The organism is Mycobacterium sp. NPDC003449 (genome assembly GCF_053588415.1).
In genome coordinates, this window is the sequence record NZ_JBSFPX010000024.1 from 15,318 (window position 1) to 36,908 (window position 21,591).

At 67.1% G+C, this 21,591-nt stretch carries 19 protein-coding genes and 2 pseudogenes; 5 read left to right on the forward strand and 16 right to left on the reverse strand.

The window, feature by feature from the left end:
* Positions 1–30 precede the first annotated feature (30 nt).
* Positions 31–1,422 carry a cytochrome P450 gene (locus ACWDTP_RS09460; RefSeq protein WP_450018867.1) on the reverse strand — a complete coding sequence of 464 codons (1,392 nt, stop codon included), beginning with the start codon at positions 1,420–1,422 and terminating at the stop codon, positions 31–33.
* Positions 1,423–1,567: 145 nt separating this feature from the next.
* Here ACWDTP_RS09460 and ACWDTP_RS09465 point away from each other — a divergent pair.
* Positions 1,568–1,699, forward strand: a pseudogene (locus tag ACWDTP_RS09465) (nitroreductase family deazaflavin-dependent oxidoreductase); the annotation flags it as partial.
* Between the two features lie 154 nt (positions 1,700–1,853).
* Here ACWDTP_RS09465 and ACWDTP_RS09470 read toward each other — a convergent pair.
* Genes ACWDTP_RS09470 through ACWDTP_RS09480 form a run of 3 tightly spaced genes read right to left on the reverse strand, consistent with a single transcriptional unit; the run spans position 1,854 to position 4,585 of the window.
* On the reverse strand, positions 1,854–2,585 hold the full coding sequence (locus ACWDTP_RS09470; protein WP_450018869.1) for an SDR family NAD(P)-dependent oxidoreductase: 732 nt from the start codon (positions 2,583–2,585) through the stop codon (positions 1,854–1,856).
* Complete coding sequence (locus ACWDTP_RS09475) at positions 2,585–3,511, reverse strand: TIGR03619 family F420-dependent LLM class oxidoreductase (RefSeq protein ID WP_450018871.1); 927 nt, start codon at positions 3,509–3,511, stop codon at positions 2,585–2,587. The genes ACWDTP_RS09470 and ACWDTP_RS09475 overlap by 1 nt, the downstream gene beginning before the upstream one ends.
* A 36-nt stretch (positions 3,512–3,547) precedes the next feature.
* Entirely contained in the window at positions 3,548–4,585 is a 1,038-nt protein-coding gene (locus tag ACWDTP_RS09480; RefSeq protein WP_450018873.1) for a zinc-dependent alcohol dehydrogenase family protein, read from the reverse strand.
* Positions 4,586–4,695: 110 nt separating this feature from the next.
* On the opposite strand from ACWDTP_RS09480, the gene ACWDTP_RS09485 reads away from it, so the two are divergent.
* The gene (locus tag ACWDTP_RS09485; protein WP_450018875.1) at positions 4,696–5,151 is read left to right on the forward strand and encodes an Rrf2 family transcriptional regulator; all 456 of its coding nucleotides are present in this window, start codon (positions 4,696–4,698) and stop codon (positions 5,149–5,151) included.
* A 12-nt stretch (positions 5,152–5,163) separates the two neighbouring features.
* Here the strand turns inward: ACWDTP_RS09485 and ACWDTP_RS09490 are convergent, their stop codons facing one another.
* From ACWDTP_RS09490 to ACWDTP_RS09525, 8 genes are all read right to left on the reverse strand, one after another.
* Entirely contained in the window at positions 5,164–5,532 is a 369-nt protein-coding gene (locus ACWDTP_RS09490) for a VOC family protein (protein WP_450018877.1), read from the reverse strand.
* Between the two features lie 20 nt (positions 5,533–5,552).
* Entirely contained in the window at positions 5,553–6,536 is a 984-nt protein-coding gene (locus ACWDTP_RS09495) for a saccharopine dehydrogenase family protein (RefSeq protein WP_450018879.1), read from the reverse strand.
* Between the two features lies 1 nt (position 6,537).
* Positions 6,538–6,939: a VOC family protein gene (locus ACWDTP_RS09500; protein ID WP_450018881.1), complete on the reverse strand. Its 402-nt coding sequence runs from the start codon at positions 6,937–6,939 to the stop codon at positions 6,538–6,540.
* A 30-nt stretch (positions 6,940–6,969) separates the two neighbouring features.
* Positions 6,970–7,713 carry an SDR family NAD(P)-dependent oxidoreductase gene (locus tag ACWDTP_RS09505; RefSeq protein WP_450018883.1) on the reverse strand — a complete coding sequence of 248 codons (744 nt, stop codon included), beginning with the start codon at positions 7,711–7,713 and terminating at the stop codon, positions 6,970–6,972.
* A gap of 101 nt (positions 7,714–7,814) precedes the next feature.
* Positions 7,815–8,672 (reverse strand): helix-turn-helix domain-containing protein, encoded by an 858-nt coding sequence (locus ACWDTP_RS09510; RefSeq protein ID WP_450018885.1) that lies wholly within the window; start codon positions 8,670–8,672, stop codon positions 7,815–7,817.
* A 176-nt stretch (positions 8,673–8,848) separates the two neighbouring features.
* Entirely contained in the window at positions 8,849–10,036 is a 1,188-nt protein-coding gene (locus tag ACWDTP_RS09515; protein WP_450018887.1) for a hypothetical protein, read from the reverse strand.
* 1,324 nt (positions 10,037–11,360) lie between these two features.
* Positions 11,361–11,732, reverse strand: coding sequence for a helix-turn-helix domain-containing protein (locus ACWDTP_RS09520; protein ID WP_450018889.1), 372 nt, complete (start codon positions 11,730–11,732; stop codon positions 11,361–11,363).
* Positions 11,729–12,760 (reverse strand): tyrosine-type recombinase/integrase, encoded by a 1,032-nt coding sequence (locus tag ACWDTP_RS09525; protein WP_450018941.1) that lies wholly within the window; start codon positions 12,758–12,760, stop codon positions 11,729–11,731. Before ACWDTP_RS09525 ends, ACWDTP_RS09520 begins: the two co-directional genes overlap by 4 nt.
* Before the next feature lie 235 nt (positions 12,761–12,995).
* Between ACWDTP_RS09525 and ACWDTP_RS09530 the strand changes: the two are divergent.
* Positions 12,996–13,253 (forward strand): annotated as a pseudogene (locus ACWDTP_RS09530) (nitroreductase family deazaflavin-dependent oxidoreductase); the annotation flags it as partial.
* A 95-nt stretch (positions 13,254–13,348) separates the two neighbouring features.
* Entirely contained in the window at positions 13,349–14,119 is a 771-nt protein-coding gene (mddA, locus tag ACWDTP_RS09535) for a methanethiol S-methyltransferase (protein WP_450018943.1), read from the forward strand.
* A gap of 9 nt (positions 14,120–14,128) precedes the next feature.
* Here the strand turns inward: mddA and ACWDTP_RS09540 are convergent, their stop codons facing one another.
* The 4 genes from ACWDTP_RS09540 to ACWDTP_RS09555 form a co-directional block, all read right to left on the reverse strand.
* Positions 14,129–14,611 (reverse strand): pyridoxamine 5'-phosphate oxidase family protein, encoded by a 483-nt coding sequence (locus tag ACWDTP_RS09540; protein ID WP_450018891.1) that lies wholly within the window; start codon positions 14,609–14,611, stop codon positions 14,129–14,131.
* 326 nt (positions 14,612–14,937) lie between these two features.
* Positions 14,938–15,486: a hypothetical protein gene (locus ACWDTP_RS09545; protein WP_450018893.1), complete on the reverse strand. Its 549-nt coding sequence runs from the start codon at positions 15,484–15,486 to the stop codon at positions 14,938–14,940.
* Between the two features lie 58 nt (positions 15,487–15,544).
* Positions 15,545–16,162: a TetR/AcrR family transcriptional regulator gene (locus tag ACWDTP_RS09550; protein ID WP_450018895.1), complete on the reverse strand. Its 618-nt coding sequence runs from the start codon at positions 16,160–16,162 to the stop codon at positions 15,545–15,547.
* Positions 16,149–17,018, reverse strand: coding sequence for an oxygenase MpaB family protein (locus ACWDTP_RS09555; protein ID WP_450018897.1), 870 nt, complete (start codon positions 17,016–17,018; stop codon positions 16,149–16,151). The genes ACWDTP_RS09550 and ACWDTP_RS09555 overlap by 14 nt, the downstream gene beginning before the upstream one ends.
* Positions 17,019–17,250: 232 nt before the next feature.
* Here ACWDTP_RS09555 and ACWDTP_RS09560 point away from each other — a divergent pair, with 232 nt between their 5' ends.
* Positions 17,251–21,582, forward strand: a complete 4,332-nt coding sequence (locus ACWDTP_RS09560) for an AAA family ATPase (RefSeq protein WP_450018945.1) — start codon at positions 17,251–17,253, stop codon at positions 21,580–21,582.
* The last annotated feature ends 9 nt before the right edge of the window (positions 21,583–21,591 follow it).

The following is a 21,591-nucleotide window of genomic DNA, read 5'->3' on the forward strand; positions in this document are numbered from 1 at the left end:
GCCACCAGTGTCCCAGCCGAGGCAAACCCGTCAACTACAGGGTGTAATAGTTCGGGGCCGGCGCCCGCGCACCGTCGCCCTGATCGGCCCCCGCGCCACCGTGGTGAACGGCACATCGACGGGAAATTCGCGGTCCGTCGCGACGATCTCCACGCTACGGATGATGGTGGCCAGCGCCAGCGCGGTCTCCAGCCTGGCGAAATGCTCGCCGATGCAGGATCGCGGCCCGGCCGCGAACGGAATGAAGTGCCAGCGGTCCCTGGTGCGGGTGTTCTGCGGGCTGAACCGGTCCGGATCGAACACCCGGGGATCGGGCCACAGCGCCGGGTCGTGGTGCACGGCGTAGATGCCGAGGGCCAGCAGGCTGCCCGCCTCGACCCGGTATCCGCCGACCGCGATATCGCGGATCGCGAGCCGGCCCACCCCCGCAGCGGGCGGGCACAGCCGCAGCGCCTCGTGCAGCACCTGGATCGTGTAGCCCAGCGCGGGCACGTCGGCCGGGGTCAGTTCCCGGTCACCGAGCGCGGCGGCCTCGGCGGCGACCCGGTCCTGGGTGTCGGGATGGTGGCCGAGCACCCACAGCGCGTACGTGAGCGCCGTGGCGGTGGTGTCGTGCCCGGCCAGCATGAAAATCAGCAGGTCGTTGGCGATGTCGTCATCGCGGAGCGGCCGCCCGGTCTCCGGATCGGTCGCCGCGATCAGCGCCTGCACGAGCGGGGCGTCGCGGGCCGGGTCGGCACGGCAGGCCCAAAGGATCTCGCGGGTGACCTCGCGCATCGCCGCCACCGCGGCGCGGGCCCGGCCGCGCGCCCGGGTGGGCAGCCAGTGCGGCGCCCGCACCGGCCGCAGCGCCCGGTCGGCCGCGTAGGCGGATGCGGTGTGCATATGGTCGGCGATGACGCCGGCCCGCTCGTTGAGGTCGATGCCCAGCACCGACCGGCCCAGCGACTGCATGGTCACGCGTCGGCATTCGGCATCGAGGTCCACCACGCCGCCCGAGCGCCAGTCGTCGACGGCGGTCTGCGCGGCCCTGGACATATGCCCGCCGAAGGCGCGCACGTTGTGTTTGGTGAACACGGGTTGCACGGCCCGTTTGCGTGGCTTCCACTGCTCGTTGGGCAGCACGAACAGGCTGTCCCCCGCCGCGTGCCGGACCTCGTCGTGCACGATGCACCGCTCGGCGAAGGTATCGTTGCGGCCCAGGACATCGCGGATGCCCTCCGGGGAGAACACCGCGACCAGCGGCGGCACCAGCCACTTGGGCCCCAGCTGCACGCGGGTCACCGGCCCGCCCGCGGCCCGGATCAGCTCCTGCCCGGTGTCGAGCTCACGCACCGCATTCGCCAGCTGCCGGATGGACAGCGGGTTGCGCGGCGCCAGGGGCAGGGCGCCGACGTCCGGGGTGTCGGTTGCGGTACTCATCGCCATCAGTTCTAGTCGCAGAGCGTCGAATGCGGGGTATCGGGCAGTAAAGTCCGCCGGTGTGAACCTACCGTGAATGATCGGCTGTAATCCCGGCGGCGGGTGCCCCCTCGCGAACGCCGGCCAGAACGGGTTGGATGAAGCCATGCAATTACCGCAGCGGCTGGCCCGGTTCAATCGCCACGTCACCAACCCCATCCAGCGGCTGTGGGCGGGTTGGGCGCCGTCGTTCGGGATCCTCGAACACGTCGGCCGGAAATCCGGCAGGCCGTACCGTATTGGGAACACGCGGTATCAGAACTGTCCGAATAGGCCGCGGGATGTGCCGTCTTCCTGACGACTGTGGCTTCCCAAGTTCTGTGTCCAGTACCGCTCCGCGAGTAGTTGCGGTCTCACCCCATGTCCACACCTGATCTCTCGGGTACCGGGAGTCAAGCGATGGTGGCCCCATCGAGTATCAGTTCGGACCCACTGAAGAAGTCGGCAGTAGCGAGAAAGACTGCACCGTCAGCGATTTCGGCGGCATCCCCGCGGCGACCGAGTGGAGTGGTCGGACCCACAGCGTCTCCGTGCGCGGCGGCTTCTCGAAGGTGCTTCTCCATCCCAGGAGTGTCCACGGGCCCGGGGCACAAGGCGGCGACGCGGATGCCACGCGGAGCTAGTTCCAGCGCCCAGGATCGTGCGAGGTGGCGCAGCGCGGCTTTGGTGGCGCCGTAGACGCTCATGCCGGGCGCTGCAGTGATGCCGCTGATCGACGACACGACGATGACGACGGCGCCATCGCCGAGTAGTGGTAGGGCTTTCTGCACTGTGAAGAAGGCGCCTTTGACGTTGACGTCGAAGGTGGCGTCGTAGACGGCTTCGGTGACGTTCCCGATCTCCAGGAGGTCACCACCGCCGGCATTGGCGACCACGATGTCGATTCGGGCGGTCTTCTGTCTGATCACGGAGTAGAGGCGGTCGAGATCGTCCAGTGAGCTGACGTCGGCTGCGATGCCGTGCACGTCGCCGTCGATCGAGGCTGCTGCAGCTTGTACCCTGTCGGCCGAGCGTCCGGTGATGTACACGGTGGCGCCTTCGGCTGCCATCCGCCGGGCGGTGGCCAGACCGATTCCGGCGGTGCCCCCGGTGATGAGCACGGTCTTGCCCTCCAGTTTGCCCATCAGGCTGCGCCTCCGATGACGTCGTCACCTGTGCCGTAACGGCTGGCCAGGTCGGCGGCCAGTGGGTGGAGTGCGTTTGCGGACAGTGCGGGCACCAAGATGCGTGTGACGCCGACGGCAGCGTAAGCGTCGGCGGTCCAACACAGTTCGTCGACAACGGCTTGGCGTCGATCACTGTTGTCGAGGCCGGCGAGGTCTCCGGCGTAGGGCACCGTGACCTCGATGACGTTTGCGTCTCGACCAGCGGCATCGGCTTCGGAGCGGACCGTCTCGAGTAACGGCCGAAGCGCATCGGGACCAGCAACGGTAGGGAAGAACCCATCACCGATGCGCCCGGCGCGTCGGGCCGCGCGGGTGGAGCCGCCGCCGATGACGATGGGAACGCCGCCCTTGACCGGATGTGGCAGGCTGATGGCGTCGGTGAAGCTGGCGTAGGTGGTGTCGACGGTGGCTTTGGTCTCGCGCCAGAGTGCGCGCATGGCGGTCACATAGTCGTCGTGGCGGCGGCCGCGGTCGGCGAACGGCACCCCCACGGCGGCGAATTCCTCTTCGAGCCAGCCGACGCCGACGCCGAGGTGCACGCGCCCGGCAGCGAGGACGTCGAGGGAGGCGACCTGTTTGGCCAGAACCAACGGATTGCGTTGTGGTAGAACGAGGATGCCGGTGGCCAGAATGATGCGTTCGGTGACGGCGGCGGTGTAGGACAGCCAGATCAGCGGATCAGCCAGGTCGAACTCGACCTGTCCGCCCATCATCTTGCCGGTCTCGTCGTACGGGTAGGTGGTGTCGTAGGTGGCGGGGACCGCCACGTGGTCCGTCGCCCATACCGAGTCCAGTCCGACCTCTTCGGCCAGGCGGGCGGTGGCGGCGGCGGTGGCGGGGTGAGCGCCTTGGAAACTGTTCACTCCGAACAGGCCGAATCTCATGGTGTTCGTTCCGATCGTCGGTGGCTGAATCTTTGGTCAGGTGCGGGAAACGCGGAGCAGGAGTTTGCCTGCTAGGCGGCCGGTTTCGAGGATGCGGTGGGCTTCCTGCACGTCGTCGAAGTCCAGCACTCGGTCGATGCCGATGCTCAGTGCGCCGCGCTTGCCGGCATCGGTGATGTAAGCCTTGGCGGCCGAAAGGCGGTCAGGAAACTCGATGAGTTCGAAGAGGTCGACGAAGGCGACGGATTTGCGGTCGAGGGCGACCAGGGGCACGTCGATGCGGGCGGCGCGGATGTCGGGTGAGGTCTGCGCGCCGTAGCAGAGTACATGCCCGAAAGGTGCGGTGGCAGCGACCAACTCGGTCAGCAGAGCACCGCCCACGGTGTCGTAGACGACCGCGGCGCCGCGGCCGGCGGTGATCGAGGCGACGACGCCGGCCAGGTCTTCCTCATCAGTGGCGATGGCGTGGTCAGCCCCCAAGTCGATGAGCTCCGGCTTGCGCGCGGCGGTGCGGGTGGTGGCGATGACGGTGGCGCCGAAGTCGCGGGCGATCTGGATCAGTGCGGTGCCGACCGACGAGGTTCCGGCGGTCACGATCACGGTGTCACCGGCTCGGACTGGCACCTTGGTGGCCAGAGTGTAAGCCTGCAGACTGGCCATCCATGTCGCGGCTTCCTGCTCGTCGGAGCGATCGGCAGCCACGGAGACGAGAGCCTCGACAGGGACGTCGGCGTGGGTGGCGTAGGTGCCGGTACCGACCGCCGGCGACTGGATCGGCAGGATCGCCACCCGCTCCCCGACGGCGAATCCGTCCACGTCGGGTGCGGTGTCGATGATGGTGCCCACCGCCTCGACACCGAGCGTGGCCGGCAGGACTGGAGCGACGACGTAGTGGTCACGCCGGAACAGCGCCTCGAATCGGTTCAATCCGATCACGTGGATCGCAACGCGCACGTGTCCGGCCGCCAGCTCCGGCAGCTGCAGTGGCGCCATCTCCAGCACCTCGGGGCCACCGAGCCGGGTGAACTGCACCTGCCGCATCGCGTCGTCGTCGATTGTCAACGCATCAGCCATTTTTTCGCTCCCATCATGTCGCCCTGCGATCTTTATATGTAACCATAGTGGTTACATTCAACCATATGTAATTATGTTGGTTACAGTCAAGTGGTGTCCAAGGAGGTCCTATGAGCGCGAACAGCAGGATGAGTCTGGCTGTGCACGTATTGACCTGGATCGCGTTCGATCGGCGCGGGACCGACAAGGAGATCGCCACCTCAGCCCGTATCGCGACCAGTGTCAACACCAATCCGGTGGTGATCCGGCGCTGCCTGGGCGAGCTACGCGATGCGGGCCTGGTGCAGGCCACTCGTGGCCGCGACGGTGGGTGGGCGTTGACTCGCGACGCCGCCCACATCACGTTGCTCGACGTCTACCGGGGGGTCGGCGGTGAGGAGATCTTCGCGATGCCCGCCGCCCCGCCGGACGCCGAGTGCTACGTCGGCTACGGCATCCAGCCGGTCCTGGCACGGGTGTACGCCGCGGCCTCCGACGCCTTGTGCGCCTCCTTGAAGCAGACGACGATCGCCGACGTGTTGCGCGACGCGATGGCCGAATACGCCGCCGGCGCCGCAACCTCGTAGACCGGCAACCGGTTACGGTGCGCCGGCGACGCAGAACACATTGCCGTCGGGGTCGGCCAACACTATCCACCCGAAGTCCGGGCCGGCGTCGTGCCGGCCCATTTTCGTGGCCCCGGCAGCGACCAGCCGGGCCGCGTCGCGATCCCTGTCCTGGGAGTGCAGATCCAGGTGCAGCCGGTTCTTCCCCGCCGTGGGGTCGGGCACCTTCTGGAAACCCAGCCGCAGCCCGGTGGCGACCGAGACCAGCACGAATTCGCCCGCCACTGCCACGGCCACCTGACCGTCGAGTGCGCCGGCCCACCATGCCGCCAGCGGCTCAGGATCGGTGCAGTCGAAGGTCACCATCGACACCTGCAGCGGCGGTGTTCCGTTGTCACTCATCAGCGTTGCCTCCGATCATCTTAGCGGTCGGTGATCCGGGTGTCGGCGATCGTCTCGGCGAATCCGGTGCCGAAGACCTCTGCGGGAGTGTGGAATCCGGGCCGCACGTCTCCCGCCAGGACCCGGCGGGCGGCGTGGGCGGCGGCCAGCGGGGTGAAGGTGTAGCCGTTCACGGTGTCGAGCACCGAGGACACCGCCCGTCCGTCACCTCCGGTCGCTTCGGCGACGGCGTGGTAGCGGTCGGCGGCACGCTGCTCAGCGCTGGGGCCGTCAGGCAGGTCGGCCAACTCCCCGTCGGGGAAGGCGTCGCCGGAGGCGTACACGTAGGTGTCGATGTTCGCGATGCCGGTCGCACGGCCGATGGTGATCAGATCCGGCAGCGTGACCGGTGCGCAGGTCACTTCCCCGAAGCCGAAATCGAATGTGTCGCCGGCTTGTTGACTCTGGGGGACCAGAAGTCCGTCGACGCGGTGCACGGTGTCGGTGGTCAGATTCTCGCTGGCGCTGATCGCCGATCCGCGTGACATCGACCCCGCCACATGCAGGGCGATCCGCAGCCGGCGAGGATGCTCGACGCGCGCGGCGGTGTGCGCAGCCAGGCAACCGAGCATGGCCACACTGCCACCGCTACCCGGCAACAGCATGACCCCGGCGGCGCTCGCGGCTTGATCGAGGACTTCGGCCAGCCGGTAGCTGTCCAGTTCGGCAGCGATGTCCAAATAGTGCGTACCGCTCCGGATTGCTGCCTCCATCAGCGGTCGCGCCGTGCGCAGGTAGGGGCCGGCGCAGTTGAGCAGCACCTCAGCTGCAGTGAGGGCTTCGTCTACTGCGGGTCGGTCGTCGACGTCGAACACCCGGTAGGTGCAGTCCAACCGATCCGCGATCGCGGCGAGCGTGTCGGCATTGCGGCCGCCCAGCACTGGGCGCAGGCCAACATTGCGGGCGTGTTCGGCGGCCATCGCCCCGGTGTAACCCGTTGCGCCGTAGATCAATAACTCACCCATATCAGTGCTGCCAGCTCTTGTAGACGAACTCCAGGCTGTAACCATCGGGGGCGATGACATTGGCCGCGTAGTAGCGCGGGTCGTAATGCAGCCGGGCGCCCGGCGCCCCGTTGTCGGTAGCGCCCGCGGCGATCGCGGCGGCGTAGGCGGCGTTCACCTCAGCCTGGCTGTCGGCGACGAACCCGATGTGGGCGGCGCCGCCATCGGCCACACCGCGGCGCAGCCAGAAGATCATCCGGCCGGTGTCGGCGTCACCGAGCCCGTAGAGGTCGGGGTGTCCGGGTGGTCCGTCCTTGCCGTCGTAGTCCAGCCGGGTGGTGATGCCCAGCGGGGCCAGCGCAGCGGTATAGAACGCGATCGCCGCCTGGGGGTCGGCGACGGTGAGGAAAACGTGGTCGAGCATGAGGCAATCTCCTTCTCGGTCTCAGATGACTCAGATGACGTAGCCGCCGGCGACTTCGATAGTCTGAGCGTTGATCCACTGGTTGTCTGCGGAGAGCAGGCTTGCGACCACCGTGCCGACGTCCTCGGGTTCCCCGACGCGACCCAACGCGGTCTGTGCAGCCAGCGCGGCCTCGAACTCGTCGGTCAGCCCGCCGCCCAGCTCGGTGCGGATTGCACCCGGGGCGATCGCGTTGGCTCGAATTCCTTTGTCACCGAACTCTTTGGCCATGTACCGAGTCAACACCTCAAGCCCGCCCTTGAAGCTGGCGTACGGCGCCACTCCGGGGGTCGCCACCCGAGAGGTCGCGCTGGCCATGTTCACGATCTGACCGCCGTGGGCCAGTAGCGGCAGCAGCGCCTGCGTCAGAAAGAACGGGCCCTTGAGGTGCACCCTGAACAGCGCATCGAACTGCGCTTCATTGACCGACGCGATCGGGGTGTACTCGCCGTAGCCGGCATTGTTCACCAACGCGTCGAAGTCCTGCCGGTTCCATGTCGTGCGCAACGAGGCCTCCAACGAGTCCCGGAATTCGCCGAAGGACGCGGTATCTGCGACGTCGAGTGATAGCGCGACCGCGGTTCCGCCGTCAGCGGTGATGTCGTCGACGACGCGCATGGCTGACTCAGGGTTGGCTTTGTAGGTGAGCACAACACCCATGCCCCGTGCAGCGCAGGCCCGTGCTGTGGCGGCGCCCAAGCCGCGGCTTCCACCGGTGATGACGACGATCGTCATGGTCGTATGTGTCCTTCCGTCGTGGTGCTGACGGAAGTGAGTCAACGCCGCGACGGCACGACGAGGAAGGTCGGTACTTCCTGGGTGCGCTGCACCCAGGATCAGCGGTCCGGCTGCACGTGCTCCTGACTGCGGGTAGCGCCCAGTGTCCCGAGCAGCGCCAGCGCGTCGGCGCTGGCGGATCCGGTGGCGGCAGTGGCCACTGTCAGCTGCTGTCCTGGAGAGCTGTTGACGTCGAAGGTTTGAAAGCTCAACTCGAGTGTGCCCACATCGGGGTGGCGGATCGTCTTGCGGGTCGCCGACAACCCGGCGACTCGCTGGTCGTCCCACATTCCCCGGAAGGCGTCGCTGCGCTGATAGAGACGTGTCACCAGTTCGTCGACCTCCGGCACCGCCGGTACAAAGCTCTGCGCCAGGCGCAAGGCGCTGACCGCAGCGCGGGCCACCTCATCCCAGTTCACGTAGTACTCGCGGGCAACCGGGTCTACGAAGATGGCGGCCAGCACACTGGTGTTGCGTCGCTGCAGCGGCGCAATAAGCGCTGCTGCAATGGGATTGGCAGTCAAGACGCGGAAAGCAGCGTTGGTGACATAGGCCGCTGCGTGAGGAAATGCGTCCATCGTCTGCAACAGTTCAGGGCTGATCATCTCGTTGTCGCGCCCCACCCTTGGCGCTAGCCGAGCCAAGCGGAACGCGTGGTCGCGGGCATCGGCTGACATCCGCAATGCTTCGCAGATCGAGTCCAACACCGGCGCGGATGGACTGCGTTCTCGCCCCTGTTCCAGTCGCGTGTAGTAGTCCGCGCTGACCCCGGACAAGACCGCCACCTCTTCGCGTCGCAGCCCGGCGACTCGTCGGCCCGGCGCGGCCGGCAGCCCCGCATCCTGCGGGGCGATCAACGCCCGCTGCGCGCGCAGAAAAGCCCCTAGGTCACTCGACGAACCGCCTCGCACTGCCACCATTCGAACGGTACTCCGCCCTCTTCTCCGACCCCGAGGACGCTGACGCTGTGAAGGACTGCACTCGAAGAGCGGGCAGCACCCACGCAGATGTGGTCGGCTCTGTTGGCTCAAGTTGCCCTGGTCGAATCTTCACAGAGCTCTCGAGTACCGATTCCCCGGTTCAGAGCCTGCGCTCACGCGGTGGGTGCCCCGAGGCGATCTCGACGGGCCACGGCAGCGGCATATCCGGGATTGGTGTTCCCTGCTTCTGCATTCCAGGTGACGGCTCGCTTTACGCTGAAGCCCAGCAGTTTGGCGAGAACGACGGCGGGGAGCTCTCCGGCCAGTGCGATGAGTGCGGTGTTGCGCGCCAGCTTCGGCGATACTCCGATTCGCTTGAGTCTGATTCCCATCCGTTGTGCGGAGATGTGCTGGCCAGCTCTGCCGCCCGGGAACAGCCACGGGTTGGTTCCGAGGTCAACGGCTGCATAGCCGCGGCGGTTCGCTACGAGCTCGAGAAGCAACACGGCCAAGGGTTCGGGCACCGAGAGGGGTACATCGCCGAGTGTGATTGTGCATGAATTGTTTTCATCAACTGTGACGGAACTGGTTGTCAGTGTCACGAGCCGGGATGTCTGTTGGCTGTAGAGCAACACGAGCAGGCCCGCTACCCGATCTCGGACGTCGATTTCGTCATCTTCGATGAGGCGCTGGATCAGCTGCCATCGTTCGTCGTCTCCGGCGGGGAGTGTGCGACGGGTGCGGCGGTCCGGTGGTGTCGGCGCAGTGATGTTGTGGGCGTGACCACGCTTGGTGGCCCATTTTAGGAACTGATTGATCTGCACTTTGGTCGGGTTGGCGACAAGCCAGCTGTCCACATCCGCCTGGACACAGCTGTTCAAGTCGGACCCCGACTCGTGCAAACCCGCCAAAAAGGCAGCGATAGCCGACATTTCGGTGCGTGCACCTGCACCGTGCCCGAATCTGAGTGGTCCCCGGCCAGCTTTCTGCCGGAGTTTGCGGAGGTGATGCCATTCCATGTACGTCCGGACAGTTGAGCGATCGTCGGCATGCTGGATGCCCTCGAGTCGCTTCTTGATGAACAGCTCGGTGCGGTGCAGGTGGTGGTCGCGGGGTGGCAGGGCCTGGGCGTTGATGAGGACGTTGCGCAGCCAGTCGACGGATTTGCTTGGTGGAAGTGAGTCCAGGGCGGCGTGGCTGAGTTCGTCCATTCCGCTGATGGCGTCGGCGAGCCTGCGACGCTCTTTGGTCTCTTCTGCCCAGTGCAGCACTGCGGTTCGGTCATGACGCAGCAGCGCCGCGATGATCTGCGCTGCTGGGGCACCGAGGGTGTCATCCCGGCTGAAGAGCCGGGTGAGCACACCGGGGCAGGCGCAGTTGTTGCAGAGCCCTCGATGGTAGGCGCGGCTGTGTGCTCCGCATTGGACGCAGTCGACGAAGTACGCAGGCTCCGTCTCCAGGCAACTGCCGCATAGTGGCCCGATCCCGGCGAGGCGGCCGACGACTACGCGGGTGTGGCCGCAGCGGGCGCACCGTTCGCGTTTACGGGCACACGGGTCGCAGACGGGTTGCCCCTCCTCGGTCCGCAGATGCACTAGGCGTACCTTGGCGCACAGGGAGCAAGGTTCTTTCGTACGCCGCTTCGCCGCACAGGTCTGACAGATGGGTTTGCCGGTCTTGATGCGGTCGCACTGTCGTTCGCGATTGCAGTAGCTGCAGACTGCCGTGGGGCCGCGGTAGCATCGGCGACAGAGCATGGTGTCACCGCGGCGATGCGTGATGAACGCGACGCGACCGCAGTTGGTGCACGGACGGTCATGTTCGGCGGCGTGGGTGTAACACGTCCCGCAAATTCGCTCCCCGGCCCCGTGGTAGTTCGTGAGATGCCGTTCTTTACCACACCTTTCGCACAATCCTCGAGTGTTGTGGTGCCGCCAGCACCGGTTACAGCATCGCAGGCCGTCCAATGTCGATCCGAGGGGCACCTCTCGAGCACAGCGCGGGCACACCGGTGTTCGGATCCCCGCTGCTCCGGCGGCGATGAGGCGTTCGGCCAGTTGGACTGAGGGCGCCGAGACGTGGGGCTCCGCGCCGGTAAACACCTCTGGGGTGTCGTGCAGGATCCAGTTGAGTTGGCGCAGTGTGACCTTCGCGCGGAATGTGCCAATAATGGTTGTGATGGTGGCCTCCGGTAGGCCAGTGTTCAGTTGGTCAATTCCTTCTCGCACTCGTGCAGCGTGGTCGACGTCGGGCTCGGGTGGGCAGTCCCGGCATAAAGCCTTTCCACGGCGGGATTTGTAAGCCTGTGGGCGAACTCGGCCGCAATTGACGCACGCCGTCTCTTCGGGGCGCCATCGTTCCTTTGCGCACTGCCGGCAAACCCGCTTCCGCAGTTGCCTGGAGTAGGTTTCGGACGCTGCAGTCAGACAGATAACGCAATTCGGCATCACGACCGAGCGGGCACCGATCGCCAAAAGTTCACCGACAAGCGGTTCGATGTTGGCGACGCAGCTGACACCTCCGTCGGTGGTCAGCACGGTGGGGTCGCGGTGGAGGGTCCGAGCGAGTCGGGTGAGGTCTGCCAACGGTGGGGTGAGTCCCTCGACGACGGCCTCGACTGCAACCCGGTCCAGGTGTGGCTCGATATCTGCCACAGCATCGATGATCAGGCTGCGGAGTTCCGTTTCACTCCGAGTCATCAGGTCGCTGGTCCGGATCCACCACTCGCGCTCTTACAGGGCGATGCACCCCGATGTCGTGATCTCTTCCAGATTTGGCCGCTGCTCGTCGGCCACCCGCTGCCGCCTTCTTCGGCGCGGCCTTCACCGCCACGACGGTGATCAAGTCATCCATCGGGCAGCCGAGAATGTCCACCAGGGCTGCCAGGGTCGCGACGCTGAGGCGCTCCGGCTTCTCGGTGACTAGGCGATAGACCTGGCTGGCGGACAGGTTGACGCCACGTTCGGCGAGCAGGGGGCGCAGTGCGGTGGTGTTGAACATCCCACGCTCGGCCATGAGCCGCCGCAGGTGCCATTCGTAGTCGACCGCGGTGCTCATTGCGTGCCCTGCGCGAACGAGGTGACACGCCCCAACGCGTTGGTCAGCATGGTGTTCATGAACTCACCGCTCACGTGGGTATATATGCCTGTCGTGGTGCCGAATCGGTGTCCGGCGATCTCCTGAAGAAACCTCGGATCCACGCCGTCTTCGGTCATATGGCTGATGAAGGAGTGCCGAAAGCAGTGCGGGGTCAACTTGGCATCCAAGCCTGCTTGGTCGCGGATTTCACCGAAGGAGTCGGTGAGGGTTCGCGGTTTGATTTGTGACCGACGTTCGGTCAGCCACATGGCGTTCTTCCCGTCGGGTTCATACAGCGGTCTGATGTGGTCGAGATAATCCAGCAGAGCATCGGCCGCCCACGGCATCAATGTCGGGACTGTACGGCGTTTCGGGGGTGAACCTTTCGACGCCTTGCCGTACCGCACATGCAGGAACCCGCAGCGTCCCAGCTCCGGTGCGTGCGGATTGCGCAGCAGATCGACCACCTCGAGCCGACACAGTTCGTTGATGCGAAGGCCCCAGCCGTACATCACCTTGAACATCGTGGTGTCTCGGTAGGCTGCCAACGTCCCCTTGCGACGAGACCGCCGAGCCTTCTCGACGCGATCATCCGCGCAGTCTAGAAAGTCCTGAATTTCGTTGCGAGTGAACGGCCGTCGCGCCGGATCGCCCTCGTAATCGACGAGATGCGCGACGGTGTTCCATTCGTGGCAGATCTGGGTCGGGTGCTCGCCGAACATGTCCTCGCACAGCGACGGCCAGTCGTAGTACGGCGAGGTTATGTAGTCACAGAAGACCCGTACGGCGCCCTGCTTCTGACGAATGGTGGACTTCGCGCGGCTGAGTTCACCAACCAGGTGAGCACTCCAGTCATCCATCATCTGGGCGGTCCACGCCCAGGGATAGGCGCCGGAGAAATCAATAAAGGATCGAACAATTGAGGCTCGAACCTTGACCGTTTTCTCACAGGAGAGGCGTCCACCGAGCTGCTGCTTGGCCCAACCGGACAACATGGCACGCACCATGTCGTCTTCGGGGTGCAGGTGCGTGACGCCGACAACGAGCTCCAGATGCGCAGAACCCGGCCCAACCCCTTCCGTGCCCACGAGCACCCCCTTGTTGCATGATTCATGCATTTGATACACGATTGATCCGAACATACCAGGTTGGGACTGTGCGTGTAGGACTTGCGGCGGCTAGAGTTGACACCATCTCTACAGGTCACGAACGACCGAATCGTGCATTGGATGCAACTCCGCGTGGTCCACCCCGCTGTCGGTGTTCGGCACCGACGAGGGCGTCGCCATCCTGCTGACCTACGGACCCGACCGGGATTGGCTCAAGAACATCACCGCGACCGGCGACGCGCAGATGCGCAGGCACGGCCGGACTATCCGGCTCGCCGACCCGCGCGTGGTGCCCAAAGCCGAGGCCGCGACCCATGTCACCGGCCGGATGCAGAAGGTGTTCGCCCGGCTGCCGTTCGAACAGGCCGTGCTGCTGCGCCGCGTCAACTGATTGCATTCGAGATAAAACCCCTGGTCAAGACGTCAATTCGGGTTTACCGTAGGCGCGTGACCACGGGGGTGGCCACCGGTCCCGCGGAGGTCACGATGAAGCGCATCCTCACCATCGGCTACGGCGCCGTGAGCTATCTGGTTTTCGTCGTGGCCTTCCTCTACGCGATCGGCTTCGTCGGCGACTTCGTGGTGCCGCGCACCGTCGACGCCGCCGTCGCGGCACCGCCCGTCGAGGCGGTGATCGTCAATCTGCTGCTGCTGTCGGTGTTCGCGGTGCAGCACAGTGTGATGGCCCGCCCCGGTTTCAAGCGCCGGTGGACCCGGGTGGTTCCGCCCGCGGTCGAGCGCAGCACCTACGTGCTGCTGTCCAGCCTGGCGCTGCTGCTGTTGTACTGGCAGTGGCGGACCATGCCCGCGGTGGTCTGGGAGGTGGAATCGGCTGCGGGACGGTGGGTTCTGTGGGCCCTGTTCTGGCTGGGCTGGCTCACGGTGCTGGCCTCAACCTTCATGATCGATCACTTCGACCTGTTCGGCTTGCGCCAGGTCTGGCGGGACGGTTCCCGAAAGACCTATCACGAACCGGGATTTCGTTCGGTCCTGCTGTACCGGGTGATCCGGCACCCGATCATGCTGGGGTTCATCGTGGCGTTCTGGGCCACCCCGACCATGACCGCGGGCCATCTGCTGTTCGCCGCCGTCAGCACCGCCTACATCGTCGCGGCGATCCAGCTCGAGGAGCGCGATCTCGTTGCCACACTTGGTGATACGTACCGTGACTACCGGCACCGGGTGCCGATGCTGGTGCCGTGGCCGCACCGCGCCGATACCGCCGCGACACCGCGGATCCGGCACCGCCCGGTGTGAGCGCGCCGCTCACCGCTGCCAGTGCACGACCTCCCCGACGCCCTGGGTCAGCACCGTCGCAGGCATCACGCGCAACCGGTAGGGCGCCAGCCGCAGCACCGCGAACTGCTCGGAGGTCGGTCCCCCACTCCACTGCGGGATCACGTGGGGGTCGTAGCCGACCGGCTCAGGACCGTTGGCGAACCTGTCCCACACCCGGGTCCTGGTCTCGTCGTCGGTGTACCACTCGACCAGACAGTCCGCCGAGCAGGTGTCGTGGCTCGGGGCCCAGTAACTCACCGACATCTGCGGGTGCGCCGCGAGATGGGCGCGTTTGACCGGGCTGGGCACCGTGGCGATCCAGCCGAACAGATCGGTGCCGTCCCACTCCCAGATCGGGTGCAGGATGCGGGTCCTGGGTTGGCTGTCAGCGTCGACCGTGGCCGCCGAAGCCCACACGATGGAATGGGCCATATCGACGAAGCTCGGCGCGATCTGCTCCAGCGGGGTCATGCCGACACGATAAGCAACGGGTCCGGCCGACGCACACAAGATGACGATAAAAAGATTTACAACGAGTATCGGTCGGCATTTATTCCCATCGTCATAAATTGGTCACAATTTTGGTCAGAGTTCGCGCTTCGGGTAATCCTTCGATCGATAGCCGTCGCGGCCGGCATTCCGCGCCCACCGGCGAATCATGGTGTCAATAACGGTAACTCGACCAGGTTCATCGCCACGCGGCGGCCGCCGCAAGTGACCGAGAGGCGATGTGCAGTTCCGAAAGTAAATGGTTCAGGGTACGCTGCAACAATGGCGCTCACCATTGTTGGACATCATCAGGAATCGACTCCGGGAGTCTCCGCCCACCATCGGGCACGGTTCGCCGCGGCCACTTTTGTCGCGTGCGGCGTGCTGATGGCCGGGTCCGCGGCATTGGGCGGCGCGACCGCGTCGGCCAGCCCGATCGCCGGTGGTGCCCCCACCGGCCTGCTGGGCAGCCTGTTCCACCGCGACCGCGACAACAACAACAACGAACACCACGAGTGGCGCGCGTCCGGTGCCCGCAGCGGGGCCGACGCCCCGGCCCGCGACCGGGCCACCCCCGGCAGGGCCGGCTCGCCGACATCCGGCCCAACCCGGGCCCAGTCGTCGACCCGAGCGCAGACAGACACCGGCAGCTCCCGCACGTCGACCAGCCGGCAGTCCTCGGCGTCCACCGGCGGATCCCGCAGGTCTGACAGCGCGACGTCATCGGCGTCCACGAGCGACTCCGACACGTCGACCAGCGGAACATCATCGGCGTCCGGCGGCAATTCCCGCACGTCGACCGGCGCGAAGAAATCCAAGCCGACCAGCAAGGTGAGCGCGCAGACCAACCGGTCCACCTCGTCGACCGGCTCGTCCTCGTCGTCCAGTTCCGCCCGGTAACGGCCCGGCCCGCGCTCAGGCGCGGACCGACCGCACCACCGCCGGAAGGCTGGGCAGGAAATGCCGGGTGGCGAAGGCCCGGATGTCGTCGGCGCTCTCCATCGGCTGCACCCCCGGCAGCAGCAGCACCATCGCGGCGTAGCGCAGGATGGTGTCGGCCAGATCGTTGACCGCCTGCTCACCGACCCGGTCGGCGAACCCGGCCGGGAAGATCACCCGCAGCGCGGCCGCCATCCGCCCCACGGCGGCCGCGTAATGCCGGTGCATCAACTCCATCACCAGCGCCGGTTCCTCACCGATCATCTGGTTGAGCACCCGGTGCCGCCGGAACCGCAGAATCGACAGCGTGAACGCCTCGACGTAGTAATTCGACTGCGGCCCGGCGGTTTTGAGCTCGCGGGCGATATCGGCGAATAGCGCCACATTCTCCCGTTCGATCACCGCGGCGACCAACTCGTCGCGGTTGGCGAATCTGCGGTAGATCGTGGTGCGGCTGACCCCGGCCCGGCGCGCGACGTCGTCGAGCGCGACCCGGCGGAAGCCGTGCCGCTCGAACTCGACCAGAGCCGCGTCCAGGATGTGCAGGGTGCCGGCGTCCGGCGCGGCGTCGAATACCGGGTCAGGCTCTGGCATAACCCTTTTGGGCGAACTTGTTGTAGCGCACGCTCATCGGTAGATGATCCCACACCCAGTTCACCGGGGCCGAGCGCCACAACGCGGCGAACCGCTGGTAGTTGCGTTCGCGCCGCTCGCTCCAGGGCAGGCCGAGCAGCTCGCGGGCCTGTGGCGGCAGCCCGCCGGTGGTGAGGAAGGCCGCGACCGGATTGAAGGCGACGGCCAGCACCCGCCACACCGCCGGGTGCACGCCCTTGGGGCACGGGAATCCCTTGGTGACGTAGCCGACGCCGTACTGCGCGGTCTTGTGGGCGACGACGACCTCGTTCATCATCCGGTCCCAGTACCGCTCGAACTCCGCGTAATCGGCGGGCATCGGCCGATCGCTGACGCCGTACCGGCTATACCACGTCTTGGACTCGGCGTAGATCTGCTCCCGGTCCTGCGAGCTCAGCCGTTTGACGAAGGTGTCGGCGAAGTAGAGGACCTGCTCGACGAAGGTGGCGTGGGCCCAGAAGTAGGTCTCCGGGTCGAGTGCGTGGTAGCGCGAGGCCGGTTTTCCCTCTTCGCTGGGCATATCGCCCTTGACGTGGTGATGGAAATCGCGCACCAGGGTGCCGTCGTTGTCCTCGTCGCTGCCGTACACGGTGCGGAAGATCGGCGGGATGGTGCGTTTGAGCCGCTCGGCGGTGTCGGCGAAGAACGTCGAGTGGTCCAGAACGCCCTGGCCGAGTTCGGCCAGCATGTTCTGCAGCACCGCGGGCCGCGGCCCGATCAGGTACATGCGGTTGTCGCCGAAGTATTTCCACACCAGGGATTCCGGGCCCAGCGGAAGGGCGTCGGTTTGCTGCGGCTGCGCGGCCAGATCCGTCATGGACACAGTGTTACAAGTTTTGAACTTTGTAACAACCGTCATGTGACCAGCTTCACTTTCGCCCCGAGTTCACTCATCGGCCCGCCCAACCCGCACCCAGGTCATTAACATGAGTGAACGGTTCCGGGGGGGTGAAGGGACGGTTGACCATGCGCTTCCCCTTGGGTTCCCCGGTCCGTTCGGGTGGGCGCGCTTCGCCCATCCCGGTGCCCTTCACGCCGTGACCACCCCGATGCTCGACCTCGACGGTCGGGTCGTCGGCAGGGTCGATGAGCTGGCCGAACTGCGGAACGCCGTCGAGGCGGCCGGACGCACCGGCGGCGGCTGCGTCATGCTCAGCGGCCGTCCGGGGGTCGGCAAATCGACCCTGATCCAGGCGTTCGGCGTCGAGGTCGCGCGACGGGAATGCGTATTCGCCTACGGCCGGTGCCGTGACGGTGCCCCCGCGCCGTACGCCGCGCTCGGCGAGGCGCTCGGCGCGCTCGTCCACACCATGGCGGCCACCGGACCGGCCGAACACGACCGCTGGCGTGCCGAACTGCTCGCCGACCGGTCGGTCCCCACCGGCACACTCGGTGTGCTGGTGCCCGATCTGGCAAACACCATCGGCCCGGCCGGAGCCGAGGCCGGCCAGGACGCCGGCGACGATGCCCGGCGCAGGCTGCACCGCGCCGCCATCCGGCTGGTGTCGGCCACCGCGTCCTACCGGCCGGTGGTGCTGGCGATCGACGATCTCCAGTGGGCCGGCCGCGACACCCTGCAGTTCCTATCGGACCTGCTCGCCGATTCGCTGCGCGACGTGCTGGTTCTCGGGGCGCACCGGACCGGCGAATTCGAACCGGCGGCAGCGGGATTCACCTCGGCCGCACTGCGCGACATCGCCCTGGGCCCACTGTCCCGCGACGCCGTCGAGGACCTGCTCGCGGCGGTGTGCGGACGCACCGTGGAGCTCGGCGACGTCGCCACCGAATTCCATCACCGGACCGCGGGCAACCCCCTGCAGGTACGCCAGCTGCTGTACCGCGCGCAACGGGAAGGTGCGCTGGCCTCGGTCGGGCCCGGCCGCCGGGCCAGCTGGGACCTGCGCGTCCTCACCTCGATCGAGGTGACCGATTCGACCGCCGAGTTCCTCAGCCACTACCTCGATCAGCTGCGCCCGCTGGACCGGACCGTGTTGAGCTCGCTGACCTGCATCGGCGGGGAGTTCGACCTCGACGACGCGGCCGCCGCGGCCGATCACCCCACCGACATCGTGGCCCAGGCGATCTGGTCGGGGCTCGAGCTGCGCCTGCTCGACGCGGTCGACGGCCGGGGCAGGCGGATCGCCAACACCATCAGCCGCGACGCCAGGTACCGGTTCAGCCACGACCGGGTCGCCGAGGCCGCGCGGGCGGATCTGTCCACCGACGCCGAACGCGAGGTGCACCTGCGCATCGGCCGGCGACTGGTCACCCTCGGCGACGGCAGGCTGTTCGAGGCGGCCCGGCACCTCGGCATCGGCGGGCCGCTCGCCGAACCGGACGAGCGGATCCGGTTCGTCGACGTGCAGCGGCGCGCCGCAGGCAGGGCACGGGCCCACGCCTCGTTCGCCCTGGCCCTCGAATACGGGCGCACCGGCCTGCGGCTGCTCGGCGAGCGGCGCTGGTCCGATCACGACGCGCTGACCCGCGAACTGCACCTCGACGCCGCCGACGCCGCCCTGCTGGCCGGCGACGTCGATGCCCTGCATGCGCTGATCGACGAGGCCGAGCAGGTGCTGCGCGATCCGGCCGACCGGGCCCAGTTGACCTATCTCCGGCTCAAGGGCCGGGTGGCCCAGAACCGCCTGCAGGACGCCATGGAGATCGGGCTGCGGGCGCTGGAGGAGGCCGGTGAGCCGCTGCCGCACCATCCCGGCAAACCGCGGATGGCCAACGCACTGGTCCGGATGAAGCTGACCACCCGCAACTGGACCACCGAACAGCTGCTGCGCCAACCACATTGCCGGGACCGACGGGTCGTCGAGATTCAGCGCATCCTGGCCGAGCTGCGCAGCCTGTCCTATATCGTCCGGCCCAACCTGTTCCCGCTGCTGGTGCGCAAACAGCTCGAGCTCACCCTCGCCCACGGCCTCACCCCGTCCTCGCCGGTGGTGCTCACCAGCTACGGTACGGTGCTGGTGCTGACCGGGGACCGGACCGGCGCCCAGCGTTTCGGCGAGGCCGGCCTTGAGCTCAGCCGGCGCGACGAGTTCCGCCGGGTGCGCAGCGAGACGCTGTTCATGTATCTGAACTTCATCCGGCCCTGGCGCCACCCGGTCCGCGAGGGGCTGGGCATGCTGCGCGGCGCCGTCACCAGGGCCCTCGACGAGGGCGACCGGGAGTACGCCGGCTTCATCGCGGCCGTCCTGCTCGCGCAGTCGTTCTGGGCCGGCCGCCCGTTGGCCGAGATCGACGCCCTCGCCCAGACCGTGATCCCCCAGATCCGCAATCAGCCGGTGCCGCGGGTGCTGTGCCAGGCCATGCAGCAGCTGTGCCTGAACCTGATGGGGCGCAGCGAGGATCCATACCTGCTGGCCGGTGAAAGCGGTTACGACGAGCGGACCGTGGTGCCCGCGGCGCGCCTGGAAAACGACGAGGTGACGGTCAGCGTCGCCACGAACGTCAAACAGGGCGTGTACTTCTGGTCCGGTGACTACGAGGGTGCCGTCGCCTGCACCCCCGACGCCCTCGAGCACCTCGGCGGGATGGACGGCACCGCGGTCGAGCAGCTCGTCCACATGATCAGCGCGATCAGCCGGATCCATACCGCACCCCACGCCCGGTCCACCGCGCGGGCCGTGCGCCGCACGCTCGCGCTGCACCGCAGGTGGGCGGCCGACGCCCCGGCCAACTACGCCGCGCCGTGCGCCCTCGTCGAGGGGGCGTGGGCCAGGGCGCGCGGCCAGCACGGCAAGGCCGAACGGCACCTGCACCGGGCGATGGAACTCGCCGAATGCCACCAGCTTCCGGCGATCGGCGCGCTGGCCCACGAGGAGGTCGCCACGCTCTACGGTGCGACCGGCCGGGAACGGTTGCGCGAGCACATGCTGCGCGCGGCCTATCAGCGCTGGCTCGGCCTCGGGATGACCCGGCGCACCGAACGGCTGGCGCAGGCCCACCCGTGGCTGCTCAGCCGCGATCTGATCCCCGAGGGTTCGGCGGGCATCGACCCGGCCGGGGCCCATCAGGTCTTCCGGGCGATCGCGGCGGCCCGGACCCCGGACGGCCTGGCCAATGTGGTGCTGCGCACGGTCGCCGAAACCACCGGTGCCGGACGGGTTCTCGGGTTGACCGGGGATGCGGGCAATCTCGCCGTCCGGGCCGTCTACGAGCACGGGCACACCAGAACCATCGACGGCCCGTGGACCGAGGTGCCCTACGACCGCGACATCGTGCGCCGCGTGATACTCAGCGGGGCAGCGCTGATGGTCAGGGCCGACCCGGCGGTCCGGGGCAACGGTCGGCGCCGGCGCACCGACGCTCCAACCTCCACGCTGGCGGTTCCGATCCTGGTGCAGGACAGGATCATCGGGATCGTCTACGCCGAACACGACGAACCGGGACGATACTTCACCGCCGAACACGAGGAGGCCGTGGCGTTCCTGTGCGGGCAGGCCGCCGCGCCGCTGTGGAACTTCCAGCTCGAGGCGCGGCTGGCCGCCGCCGACGAATACCGGCGCTCGCTGATCGACGTGCAGTCCAAATTCGTACCCAACGAATTGCTGCGCATCCTCGACATCGACGACCTGCGCCGGGTGCACAGCGGCTACCGCGTCGAACGCCGGATGACGGTGCTGATCTCCGATATCCGCGGCTACACCACCCTGCTCGAGGATATGAACGTGGCGGAGGCGAGCAATCTGGCGATGGGGTTCCTGCGGGCCGTCGAGGTGCCGATCATCTCCTGCAACGGGATGATCCAGGACGTCCGCGGCGACGAGATCGTCGCGGTGTTCGAATCCGAGGCCGATGCGATCCGGGCCGGCCTGGCCATGCTGCGCTCGCTGCGCGACCACAACCGGGACCGGCTGGCGCACGGCTCCGAGGAACTGCGGGTGGGCATCGGGATCAACACCGGCGCGGTGGGAGTCGGGCTGGTCGGTGGGGTGAACCGGATGGTGCTGACCATCATCGGCGATGCGGTGAACCTGGCCGCCCGGATCGAGAGCACCAACAAACGGTACGGCTCGGCACTGCTCATCTCCGACAAAACCCGTGCCCGGCTGGCCGATCCGGACGAGTTCGCCATCCGCCGGATGGAACGGGTGATGGTGGTCAACCGGCGCAGACCCGTGACGATCTACGAGGTGTTCGACGACGATCCGCCGGCGCTGCGCGAGGCCAAGCGGTCGGCGCAGCCCGCGTTCGAGGAGGCTTTCACCCTGTTCGACGCGGGCGAGGTGGCGCGGGCCGGCGCCGCCTTCGCCCGGTGCCGCGACCTGTTGCCCGACGACTCCGTGGCCACCCTGCACCTGGCGCATTGCGATGCGATCGCCAGGGGCGACATGTCCCCCGGCCAAGAAGTTGCACTTGCACAGAAGTAGGCAACGGAA